At 32.7% G+C, this 12,184-nt stretch carries 9 protein-coding genes; 3 read left to right on the forward strand and 6 right to left on the reverse strand.

Features of this window, described 5'->3' with window-relative positions; genetic code table 11:
* Positions 1–247 precede the first annotated feature (247 nt).
* Positions 248–1,423, forward strand: coding sequence for a diglucosyl diacylglycerol synthase (locus tag BJG89_RS10050; protein ID WP_096810460.1), 1,176 nt, complete (start codon positions 248–250; stop codon positions 1,421–1,423).
* Entirely contained in the window at positions 1,401–2,603 is a 1,203-nt protein-coding gene (gene ltaA / locus BJG89_RS10055; protein ID WP_198401680.1) for a lipoteichoic acid biosynthesis MFS flippase LtaA, read from the forward strand. The genes BJG89_RS10050 and ltaA overlap by 23 nt, the downstream gene beginning before the upstream one ends.
* A 129-nt stretch (positions 2,604–2,732) precedes the next feature.
* Here ltaA and BJG89_RS10060 read toward each other — a convergent pair whose 3' ends face one another.
* The 3 genes from BJG89_RS10060 to BJG89_RS10070 all read right to left on the reverse strand — a co-directional run bounded on the left by BJG89_RS10060 (position 2,733) and on the right by BJG89_RS10070 (position 5,745).
* Positions 2,733–3,242, reverse strand: a complete 510-nt coding sequence (locus tag BJG89_RS10060) for a YjcG family protein (protein ID WP_096810462.1) — start codon at positions 3,240–3,242, stop codon at positions 2,733–2,735.
* Between the two features lie 85 nt (positions 3,243–3,327).
* On the reverse strand, positions 3,328–4,074 hold the full coding sequence (locus BJG89_RS10065; protein ID WP_096810463.1) for an esterase family protein: 747 nt from the start codon (positions 4,072–4,074) through the stop codon (positions 3,328–3,330).
* Between the two features lie 99 nt (positions 4,075–4,173).
* Positions 4,174–5,745: an alanine/glycine:cation symporter family protein gene (locus BJG89_RS10070; RefSeq protein WP_096810464.1), complete on the reverse strand. Its 1,572-nt coding sequence runs from the start codon at positions 5,743–5,745 to the stop codon at positions 4,174–4,176.
* A gap of 333 nt (positions 5,746–6,078) precedes the next feature.
* On the opposite strand from BJG89_RS10070, the gene cozEa reads away from it, so the two are divergent.
* Positions 6,079–7,164: a lipoteichoic acid biosynthesis protein CozEa gene (gene cozEa / locus BJG89_RS10075; protein WP_096810465.1), complete on the forward strand. Its 1,086-nt coding sequence runs from the start codon at positions 6,079–6,081 to the stop codon at positions 7,162–7,164.
* Positions 7,165–8,012: 848 nt separating this feature from the next.
* Here the strand turns inward: cozEa and fabI are convergent.
* The 3 genes from fabI to mgtE form a co-directional block, all read right to left on the reverse strand.
* On the reverse strand, positions 8,013–8,783 hold the full coding sequence (fabI, locus tag BJG89_RS10080; protein ID WP_096810466.1) for an enoyl-ACP reductase FabI: 771 nt from the start codon (positions 8,781–8,783) through the stop codon (positions 8,013–8,015).
* Positions 8,784–8,999: 216 nt separating this feature from the next.
* On the reverse strand, positions 9,000–10,838 hold the full coding sequence (locus tag BJG89_RS10085; protein WP_096810467.1) for a monovalent cation:proton antiporter family protein: 1,839 nt from the start codon (positions 10,836–10,838) through the stop codon (positions 9,000–9,002).
* 8 nt (positions 10,839–10,846) lie between these two features.
* Complete coding sequence (gene mgtE, locus BJG89_RS10090; RefSeq protein ID WP_369967584.1) at positions 10,847–12,175, reverse strand: magnesium transporter; 1,329 nt, start codon at positions 12,173–12,175, stop codon at positions 10,847–10,849.
* Between the last annotated feature and the right edge of the window lie 9 nt (positions 12,176–12,184).

Raw genomic sequence — 12,184 nt, forward strand, 5'->3', positions numbered from 1 at the left:
ATGTTTCTTTTTCATGTATATTTATTTAATTTCTTAAATTCAGCTTATTTTGAAATAAAGCGTGGTATTGTGTATATATAGGACAACCTAAATTTACAAAGTATAATTTTTTAAATTAGTATGAATCATTTTCCATACATTTGTAAAATGATATAATCGCTATTCATTGTGTTTTTTCTTTCGCAAGACAATAAAATGCGTTAAACTTAGCATGAGCTAAATTTATACTATTGGAGGGTGACTCAAAATGGTTACTCGTAACAAAAAAATATTGATTATTACTGGTTCTTTTGGTAATGGGCATTTACAGGTTACTCAAAGCGTAGTAAACCAATTCAATGAAATGAATCTAGACAATTTAACAGTTATAGAACATGATTTGTTTTTAGAAGCTCACCCTATTCTGACTTCTATATGTAAAAAGTGGTATATCAATAGCTTTAAGTATTTTAGAAATATGTATAAATCTTTTTACTATAGCAAACCAGATCAAATTGACAAATGCTTCTATAAATATTATGGCTTAAATAAATTAATTAATTTATTACTAAAAGAAAAGCCGGATTTAATTTTGCTTACTTTTCCAACACCAGTTATGTCTGTATTAACTGAACAATTTGATATGAATATTCCAATAGCTACAGTTATGACAGATTATAGATTGCAAAAGAACTGGGTTACACCTCATTCCCAAAAATATTATTTGGCTACCGAGGAATTAAAAGACGAGTTCGCTGCAATAGGAATTCCTAGAAATCAATTAAAAGTCACAGGTATCCCTATTTCTGACAAATTTGAAAAAGATATAGATACAACTTCGTGGTTACGTCAAAATAATTTAAATCCAGAAAAACCTACTATCCTTATGTCAGCAGGTGCATTTGGTGTATCTAAAGGATTTGGACAGATGATTAATGATATTTTAACTAAAAGTCCACATTCACAAGTGGTTATGATTTGTGGTAAAAATAAAGAGTTAAAACGCACATTGGCTAACCAATTTAAAGATTATGATAACGTACTTATTTTAGGTTACACAAAACAAATGAATGAATGGATGGCGTCCAGTCAATTAATGATTACAAAACCTGGAGGCATTACTATCTCAGAGGCACTAACACGCCAAATACCAATGATTTTCTTAGATCCTGCACCAGGACAGGAATTAGAAAATGCTATTTACTTTGAAGAAAAAGGTTACGGTAAAATCGCTTATACACCAAAGGAAGCGATTCAACAGGTCGCATCGTTAACTAATAATTCAACTTCATTAAAAGAGATGACTAAAGCAATGAGTGAATCACGCATCCCCTATTCAACATATAAATTATGCAAAGACTTATTAGAACTTCTAGATCATTCTACTCGATATGAAGAAGTATATGGAAAGGTTCCTTTATATGCAAAGCTCTTCGTTAAATGATATTAACTATAACTCAAATAAAAACTTTATAATTATGTTGATCATTTTATTTTTAATGGAGTTTGCTAGAGGTATGTACGTGCTTAGTTATTTAGCGTTACTTCCGACAGCAACTTCTATTGCGGTAGGTGTTACATCTATCGCTATTTCTATTCACTTTATTGCTGATGCGTCCACAAATTTTGTCATTGGATTTTTACTTAAACGCTTAGGCACCAAGCTTGTGTTAACACTGGGTTTCTTATTAGCTTTTGGTAGCTTATTTTTAGTGATTTGGTTCCCAACATCACCCATTGTATTAATCACGAGTGCTATCTTATTAGGTATTGCCGTTAGTCCAATTTGGGTAATTATGCTAGCAAGTGTAGATGAAAAAAATCGCGGTAAGCAAATGGGCTATGTTTATTTCTCGTGGCTTTTAGGTTTATTAGTCGGTATGGTCGGCATGAACTTGATATTTAAAATACATCCAACACAATTCGCTTTTATGATGTCACTCTTCGTACTCATAGCATGGATTTTATATTACTTTGTTAAAATACGGCTTACAAATTACAATACAAGACCTGTTAAACAACAACTAGGCCAAATTGTAAATGTGACTAAACGTCATCTCATCTTGTTCCCAGGTATTTTATTACAAGGTGCATCTATCACAGCCCTAGTACCCATACTACCTACATATGCAACAAAAGTCGTCGGGGTTTCAACCGTTGAATATACAATGGCAATCATTATTGGCGGCATCGGTTGTACAGTCTCTATGCTATTTTTATCTAAAATTATCGATAAAAACGGGACATCTTTTATGTATGGCATTATATTTAGCGGATTTGTCTTATACACTTTAATGATATTTATATTATCTATTATCACAGACATTAAAATCGTTTGGGGTCTTGCGTTATTTATAGGGCTAATGTACGGCATCTTATTACCTGCATGGAATACATTTATGGCGAGTCATATTCATATGGATGAACAAGAAGAGACTTGGGGGGTGTTTAACAGTGTACAAGGGTTTGGATCAATGATTGGTCCACTTGTTGGAGGATTAATCACAGAATTCTCTAAATCAGTTAATAACACTTTCTATTTTTCAGCACTAGTATTTTTATTTTTAGCAATATTTTACGGCATATATTTTGTTAAAAATAAAAACAAACATCAGCATAGCTAATTTAAACGAACCATTCACAAGTAAAAAGGGGTCGCTATCCTTTTAGACATCCTCTAAAAGTTGATAGTGACTCCTTTTTAGTTTCAATATTATATTTTCGGTCATCGAAATATAAGTTCATCTAAAATATTATGCAAAATTGAAATTCTCTAATACTTTCCATTTTTCAGCACTTTCGTCATAATAAACTAAAGAAAGTTGCTCAATTGCTTCTTTATAGTCAATACCCGCTAAGTTCAATTGACCAAAGATGTCTTCGAACTCTTGACTCGTCAAGCCTTGTGCAATTGTAAAATGTGGCACAAATGGATGTTCCGGACGACCATAAAAATCACCACTGTTAAATTGGTTAAATAATTTTTCTAAAGTTTCAGTTTTTGCTACTTTAAAATAAATTACGTTTGTAATTGGCGCAAAGTTAGATGCCTTTGTCGCGTGTACTTCAACAGGTGGTATCCCCTCGATTCTTGATTTGATTGTCTCTTTGACAGCTTCAAGATCACTTTCGTTTATTTTGAAATGTTCTTTAATCGTAATATGTGGCATGATTGTTGCATAATGCGCATCATAACGTTTACGATATGCGTTCACTTCATCTTGAAATGCTTTTGACGGAATTAATGCTAATCCTAAAATCATTTAAATTCCTCCTTTGTTTAACATAACTACATTATATCAAATTTCATAAAAATTCGTTACTTTTAACTAAATTTCCTTCAGATAATCAAAAAGAAATATTATCTGATAAAAAATATTTTAATAAATCATCTAGTAAATTTTTCCACGATTTCCATCTATGTCCGCCTTCGAACTCTGTATAATGGTAGGTAATGCTACTATTTTCAATAATTGTCCTAAGCTGGCGGTTAGGCGTTAAAAAATCTGCGCTTTTACCTGTAGTTGGCAGGGCAAAATCGTCTTCTTCTAACCCAACTGTATGCCAAATTGTCAATTGTTCCTGAAATTGACAACGCTCAATCAATGTTTGTATTACATCATCATGTTGAGGACTTAAAAGGCCGACTTGACTAAATATTCTTGGATATGATAATGCTGTCATTAACGCTGCACTTCCAGCTAGGCTATCACCTAGCACCACCCTACCATTACCTACCTTATAAGTTGGAAACTGAGCATCAATATACGGTAAAATTTCGTTAGCCATAGCTTTCACCGTCAAAGGCGTGCGAATTCCTCGTGGATGAAATTCAGCTCTCCGTTTTTCAACATCTTCATAGTGAAATCCTACAAAGATAGCTCTTTCTATTTCATTTGCTTCCCATAATTTCTCGTATGTTCTGTGAATTTTCCCAAAACTGAAAAAATCTAAACCATCAAAACAAAAGATAACTTTATATTTAAACAGTTCTGTAAAATCTTTAGGTAAATAAATAGACAATGTTACATCTCTATCTAATATTTTACTAGGAAAATCTATCTTATTTATTCTTCCTGGTTGAAAATGATCCATAAAAAAATGCGCCCCCTCGTAGTCTTAATGACATTGTACCAAGAGACGCATTATTTTAAAATAAATCGATTAAAATCCATCTAATTTCCATATTTAGTTTTAATCATTTATGTTTTCTTTTCTTAAACGTTCCGGGTAATCTTTTAACCAAAATACAGCGTTAGGTACTTCCTCAGGATCTGGTTTATATATTGCTTTTTTACCAGAACCTAATTGTTTTTTCTGCATTTCATAATCTTTTAATGCATTAATGGCAGGCTTGTGTAATAACCAAATCGCAATAATATTAAGCCACGCCATCATTCCTACGCCTAAATCTCCCATTAACCACGCGATATCTGCTGTTTTGACAGCACCGTATACTGTAGCTAAAATCAAGACAATTCTTGTTATATTAATAAATATAAAAGAAGTTCTAAAATTTGCATTTCTTGTTAAATACGCAATATTCGTCTCTGCGATATAGTAATATGCCAAAATAGTAGTAAAAGCAAAGAAAAACAATGCTATAGCTATAAAATAAGAGCCTAATCCAGAGAATGCAGGGTCAAAGTGGTAACTGCCTCCTTGTAACGCTTTATCTATACCTGCCTGTGCATACATTGCTGTACCGGAATAATCTTTATCACCATTAGACATTTCCACAAAAATACCATTATCCTTAATTAAGCTTGCCTTATCACTCGGTGTATTGCCACCGTCAGTTACATTGTAAGTACCTGAAAGTAAAATGATCAGTGCAGTAGCTGTACAAACAAATAATGTGTCTATATAGACTGAGAAAGCTTGAACTAAACCTTGCTTAGCTGGGTGTGAAACTTCAGCTGCTGCTGCTGCGTGTGGTCCAGTCCCTTGGCCCGCTTCATTGGAATAGAGTCCTCTTTTTACACCAATTTCAATCATAGCGCCTACAATGCCACCAAACGCCGCTTCCATCCCAAATGCAGATTTAAATATTAATGCAAAGAGTGCAGGCACTGCTTCAATATTAATGATAATAATAATAACTGCCATTAATATATATATTATTGCCATAAATGGTACCACTGCAGTTGCAGCATTAGCAATCCACTTGATACCGCCAAATATAATTAGTCCAATAATGATTGCTAAGAAAATAGCAATCACCCAAGGATTTAACTGGAATGCATTTTTCATTGAACTAGATATTGCGTTTGATTGAACACCGGGCAACAATAATCCTACTGAAATAACAGTGACAATCGCAAAAATCAAACCATATATTTTCCCTGTTTTCCCCTTAATGCCATATTCAATATAAAAAGCTGGCCCGCCTCGGTACTGACCCTTTTCATCACGTTTATATATTTGGCCAAGTGTAGATTCAATAAACGCACTACTCGCGCCTAGAAAAGACGTAGCCCACATCCAAAATACTGCGCCAGGTCCTCCAATAAATATCGCTGTAGATACACCTACGATATTACCAGTACCTACACGACCGGCTAAAGATAATGCAATTGCTTGAAAACTTGAAATACCTGTTGGTGATTTTTCCCCTTGAAACATCAACCTTATCATTTCTTTAAAATGTCTTACTTGGAAAAATTTCATAAATAGTGAAAATAAAATCCCCGTGATAAGTAAACCGTAAACTAAAGGCTTGCTCCAAACAATGTCATAAAGCCAAGTTAAAAAACCTTCTATCATAACTTATCCCCCTTGTTTAACCATTATAGAAAATGATATTTTTTCATATTATACACATATATTAGGTTCCGCGCAACGCATTTTTTTAGTTATTATTTTCACAATTTATATATTAAGTTATGAAATTTTATAGAAAGTTTATTAATAAATATTATATTTATTAAAACGAATACCACACTATTTATTAAAATTTCTTATATATTCATATTATGCGAATCCTTTATTATAAATATATTTTCTACGCGTAGATTCACAATTTTATCTTTTGTTCTATCTTTTTTTAAGATATACTGAATAGTAAATTCAAATAAAGTTTTTAGGAGGAACCGTCCTATGCTTAACAAGGTATGGTTTAGAACAGGAATCGCTTTATTAATCCTGTTTTTACTAGTCAAATTAGTAATGGAAGTACACACTATCTTTACACCTTTTATTATTATTCTTCAATCGGTGTTATTACCATTGTTACTAAGTGGCTTCTTATTTTATATTTGTTTACCTTTTCAAAAAATACTTGAAAAAAATAAAATCCCGCGCTGGGGTAGTATCACAATCATCTTTATAGGATTAATTATAATCATAGGTATTATTATTGGCGTGTTAGCTCCGTTAATTGCCGAACAAATTGAAAATTTAGTAAATCAAATACCAGCTTTACAACATGAAGCTCAACACATTATAAACTTTGCGTTAGACCAGATGGAAAGATTACCTAATGACGTAACAGATAGAATTAATAAAATGGTTCAGTCTATGAGCGATAGCATCGCTGGCATTCTATCCAACTCGTTAGGATACCTTACATCATTTATTTCTACTTTGTTCTTACTAATAATGGTTCCGTTCTTCTTGATTTATATGTTAAAAGATCATGAACGTTTTATACCTTTTATCGCAAGATTGTTTAAAGGAGATAGAAAAGTGTTTACTGTAGAATTATTGAAGGATTTAAATGAAACAGTTAAATCTTATATTCAAGGGCAAGTTACAGTTAGTATTATTCTCGGAATTATTTTATATATTGGTTATTCCATTGTAGGTCTAAATTATACACTTTTACTTGTTATGTTCGCTTGTGTAGCTAATATGATTCCTTTCTTAGGTCCTTGGATGGCTTTTGTTCCTGCAGGGGTCATTGCTATTATACAAAGTCCTACTATATTCATTTGGGTATGTATCATCACACTTGTTGCACAACAACTTGAAGGTAACGTGATTACGCCTAATGTAATGGGTAAATCTCTTAGCATTCATCCATTAACTATTATTGTAGTCATTTTAGCTGCTGGGAATCTAGGTGGATTCGGCCTTATCTTAATAGCTGTACCACTATACGCGGTAATTAAGACTGTAGTTCGCAACGTGTTCCGTTATCGACAAGATATTATCGCTAAAGCAAATAGCGATGTAAAAGAATAAAATAATTGGTAAACATTAACAAAAGCAATACGTAAATCTAATTAATTATAAAAAGTTGCTTGTCTTGCCTATAATAAAAAAGCTAGGATATCAATATCTCTGCCGCCTGATTAAAGAATAAACGTCCATTTTTATTGAAATAATATAGCAATGGACGTTTTACTTGTTTTTATGAAATTTTATCTCGTTGAGCTACTATTTTTCTTACATTGTATGATTTTAGGGCAAATACAAGTTTTTGTTTGTCTTTGTCCCCCCCATTGCTCTGAATTTTAAATCATTCTTTTGGTTTGGTTCAATCTTCGTTCCTTTACGTAAATTGTGTTCTAAATTCATCCAACGCGTTATTGTGCCAAATCTGTATCAGTATTTTTAAATTTCTAATGCGGTTTTATCTTTCATAAGTCCATTGCAGCGTAATCTTATGTCTTGTTATAACCATTACCTATCATAAGTTTCCTTGTTAATTTAATTAAGTGGTGTTGATTAAAATGATATGTAAATGTAGTAGAAGTTGCGACATGCCTTCAACCAAAGGCAGTACATTAAAACTACAGGTTCAAGCTAAATCTACGCGAAGCGCGTAAAATAATACAAAGTGTTGTTATAAAATGAGCCCCAAGAAGATACTCTAAGTTAGAAATCTTTTTGGGGCTGAATGTTGGGATTTGTATCCCAAACATGTTCGCTTTTAAATAGTATTTGATAACAAACACAAGATAGCATTCAAACATTGCTACATTAATTTCTATCTTGCATTTTAATAAACATTTAATACGTGAAAATAGTTGAGATACATTGGTATTATAAAGCAATATTATTTTTTTTCATATTGATTTACTCACGAATTATTTAACGATATGATAGCCACTATCTACATGAATATTTTCTCCTGTAACACCGCTTGATAAATCACTTAATAAATATGCTGCTGTTTTACCAACTTCTTCTTGGTCTACATTACGTTTTAATGGCGCACGTTCTTCAATTTCTTTCATAATCGTATTAAATCCACCAACGCCTTTAGCGCTTAGCGTACGGATTGGACCAGCTGAGATTGCATTCACACGAATATTATCTTCACCAAGATCCAATGCTAAATAGCGTACATTGGCTTCTAGACTCGCTTTTGCTACGCCCATTACATTGTAATTCTGTACTGCAAATTCGCCACCTAAATAAGTTGTAGCAACGATACTGCCGCCTTCGGGCATAATTTTTTTAGCTTCTCTTGCAACGATTGTTAATGAATATGAGCTAATATCTTGGGCTAATAAGAAACCATCTCGAGATGTGTCTGAAAAACGTCCTCTCAAATCTTCCATATTAGCAAATGCAATTGAATGGTAAACACCATCAATATGCCCCACTTCTTCACCAATTTTGGTAAAACCATCGATTACATCGTCATCGTTTTGCACATCTATTTGGTACATACGTGGCGTTTGTTGATCCAATTGTTCTACAAGTTTTTCCATTTCTTTTCTACTACGATCTTTACGATATGTAAAAACTAATTTCGCACCTAATTTGTCTAATACTTTAGCTACACCAAAACCGATACTACGTTTATTTGCAATACCCATAATGACGAATGTTTTATTTTCTAAATTTAACATGAAAATAACTCCTTTTTTAATTTTCATTTTAAATTGGCTCGAGAATTTATAATCAATACACTAATCATTTTGCTCAATGCCAATTCTAACAAACTTCATTTTAACATTGGTTTCATTATTTAAACAATTTATTTTACTAACTTCTATTTAAATTAAATAGGAGTAGGATTGAAATCATACCTTACTAATACGATTTCGTTGCCCACTCCCTTTATATTAATAATAAAATTCTAGTTCACGTTTTAATTCATCAACATATTCTTTTGAACCTGTCACAATAACTCGGTCTTTATAACGCAATTGTGTATCACCATGAGGTACGATAGATTCATTATTTCTAATAATTCTTACAAAAATAATGTCGCCATCAAATGGGAAATTACGTAATTGAATCTGATCATACTGATGGTTTAACATTGCAATTTCATATAATGATGTTTCCACGTTACTTAAAAGGTTTAGCATATTAGGTGTTTCTATTAAACCTTTCAATAGAATCTTGTTACTCATGAATCCACTAAACACTTCGATACCTTCGCTTTGTAAAGCTTCATCACCTGTACTTGCTTCTAATCTACAAATAACTCGGTTCACACCGTGGTTTTTAGCCATTAATGCAACTTTTCGGTTAATATCATCGTCGTTTGTAGAGCAAACCACGATATCTCTTTCAAATAAACCTAAGCGTTCTAATAAACCTTCTTCATAGTCGGCAATTTCAATCATTGAAATTGCATCGGATAATTTACGTTTATCACTTAAATCATTTCGATAATAAAGCGAAACTTGGTAAAGTTGCGATGTTAAATTTTGAGCGATAGGTATGGTTAATTGGTTTTTACCAATTAAGCTCACTTCAATTTGTCTCGTAGCTTCATCTGGCATTGGGAACATCTTTTTAAATATAATCGGTACAAAAACACATGTTATCACTGCGCTTAAAATTAAAATACCTGATATTTCTGAAGATATTGTACCTAGTTGTTCTGCAATCTTCGCCGAAGCAATCACTAAAGACAATGTAGAAGTTAATAGAAATGCTGAAGAAATCGTTGTTTTCATATCAAACCATCTACGTATATACACCACTGGTATTAATTTAGATATTAAAAATGCTAATATTAAAAATGGAATAATGATTAATAACGATGGTTCTTTTATTAACGTAGGTATATTTAAATCTACACCAACCATTATAAAAAAGATTGGAATAAAGAAGCCATAACCAAATGAATCTAATTTCTCTACCATGTCTTCATCTGGACCTAATAATGAAACGATTACACCAGCTAAGAAGGCACCTAAAATATTTTCTGCACCAACACCTTCTGCTAAAGCAACCAACATAATGATGAGTGCAAATACTGCACGAATACCAATTTGCGTCGTGCCATCCATTAACTTCTGCAAGAATTGCGCTTTTTTAAATATACCACCTAAGAAATAGAAGATAATCGCAAATACAACCAAGCTACCGATTAACCAAAGTGATGTGCCGCCTGAGGCATGTAAAGCACCATATACAGTTAATAATATCATCGTAACTAAGTCAGCTAAAACTGCAACAAGCAAGATAAATTGACCTATAGTCGTACGCATAATATTCATTTCTTTTAAAGTTGGTACAACAACGCCTAATGAAATAGTTGAAATAATAATAACCATAAGCAAGATATCGTCAATTAAACCAAACCATTTGAAAGCATATGCTAGGGCAATTGAGATAATCATGATTAACATAAATACAAAGAGCGCTAATTGTAAATGTCCTGGCTCTTTGCTTTTTTCTTTATCTTTAGTTACGTTTTTTTCTTTTTTAAAGGCTTTAAAATCAATTTCTAGACCACTTAAAAACATTAAGAAAATAAAGCCTAGCGTTGATAAAATATTTAACATCGCATCACGTTCAACAATATCTAAAAATGAATGACCGATGATGATGCCCATTAATATTTCTGCCACAACAACAGGTAAAAACGTAATTCGTAATCTATTTATTAAAATCGGTGTAAAGAACGCTGCCAATACAACGACGACAAGTGATAAAAATTCCATATACCCCCCTAAAGTAAATAAGACATGAATGAAGTTGCTAATCCAAAGTAAATCAGCATACTCACAATATCATTAATTGTAGTTATAAATGGACCACTAGCTACTGCTGGATCAATGTTTAATTTATTCATTACTAAAGGTATCATTGAACCTACTAATGTACCAACTGTCATGGCAATCGTTAAACTACTTGCAACGATTGTAGCTAATATAGGTTGTCCATAAAGGATGAGTATAATAATAAATAATAAAATTGCGCAAACTAAACCACTTAAAAAGCCACTGCCCGCTTCTCTTAATGCCACTTTAAAATTACTTTGTTCATCTATTTCACCTGTGGAAATATTACGAACAGAAACGGCAAGTGATTGTGTGCCAGAGTTACCAGACATACCACTAATAATCGGAATAAATGCAGCTAACAATGAAACTTGTGCCAACGTATCTTCAAATGACCCTAATATCGTTGCTGTTATCATTCCTAAAAATGTTAAAATGATAAGCCACGGCAGACGCTTCTTAGCAGTTTTAATGACTGAATCATTGGTAGCATCGACATCTGAAACCCCTGCTAAACGTGAGTAGTCTTCACTAGCTTCTTCATCTATAACGTCTAAAATATCATCAATAGTTATAATCCCTAATAAATGATCTTGATAATCGACAACTGGCATAGCAATAAAGTCATAATCACGCATTTTTTGAGCTACGTCTTCTTGGTCATCAGCTGCGTTTGCGCTGATAACACGTTCGCTCATAATATCTTCAATATAAGCATCATTTTCTGCCACTATTAAATCTCTTAAAGACAAAACGCCAGCTAATTGTTTATGTTCATTAACAGCAAATATGACATAAATAGTTTCTGCATCTGGCGCTTGTTCTTTAACATGCATCAAAGCCTCTTTGACAGGCATAGTTGACTTTAATGAAATATATTCCGTCGTCATGATACCGCCGGCAGTGTCTTCATCATAATGGAGTAAAGCTTTAATTTCTTTAGCTTCATCACGGTTCATGAGTGTTAATAAGCTTACTATTTTCTGTTTAGACAATTGGTTCATAATGTCAACTGCATTATCGTATGACATGTCCTCTAACACTTTACTAGCATATGTAGCATCCATGGTATCAAAGAGCTCTTCATAATCTTCTTCATCAATTTCTAATTGTTCGAAGAAATCTGCTACTTCTTCAGGGGACAATACTTCAAATATTTTTTGTCTAATCTCTTCGTCGCTATCTTCAAAGTATTCACTTTGTTCATATGTGTGCATCGCTAAGAATTCTTCTCTAAACGCATCTATATGATTTTCATGTAGCAAGTTATCCAACATTGCTTGATC

The organism is Staphylococcus nepalensis, assembly GCF_002442935.1.
GTDB lineage: Bacteria > Bacillota > Bacilli > Staphylococcales > Staphylococcaceae > Staphylococcus > Staphylococcus nepalensis.

Excerpts from the sequence above, each read along its gene's own strand:
- BJG89_RS10065 (WP_096810463.1), bottom strand. The coding sequence starts at position 4,074 with ATGGATCATTTTCAACCAGGAAGAATAAATAAGATAGATTTTCCTAGT.
- BJG89_RS10070 (WP_096810464.1), bottom strand. The coding sequence starts at position 5,745 with ATGATAGAAGGTTTTTTAACTTGGCTTTATGACATTGTTTGGAGCAAG.
- cozEa (WP_096810465.1), top strand. The coding sequence starts at position 6,079 with ATGCTTAACAAGGTATGGTTTAGAACAGGAATCGCTTTATTAATCCTG.
- fabI (WP_096810466.1), bottom strand. The coding sequence starts at position 8,783 with ATGTTAAATTTAGAAAATAAAACATTCGTCATTATGGGTATTGCAAAT.
- BJG89_RS10060 (WP_096810462.1), bottom strand. The coding sequence starts at position 3,242 with ATGATTTTAGGATTAGCATTAATTCCGTCAAAAGCATTTCAAGATGAA.
- mgtE (WP_369967584.1), bottom strand. The coding sequence starts at position 12,175 with ATGTTGGATAACTTGCTACATGAAAATCATATAGATGCGTTTAGAGAA.
- BJG89_RS10050 (WP_096810460.1), top strand. The coding sequence starts at position 248 with ATGGTTACTCGTAACAAAAAAATATTGATTATTACTGGTTCTTTTGGT.
- BJG89_RS10085 (WP_096810467.1), bottom strand. The coding sequence starts at position 10,838 with ATGGAATTTTTATCACTTGTCGTCGTTGTATTGGCAGCGTTCTTTACA.
- ltaA (WP_198401680.1), top strand. The coding sequence starts at position 1,401 with ATGCAAAGCTCTTCGTTAAATGATATTAACTATAACTCAAATAAAAAC.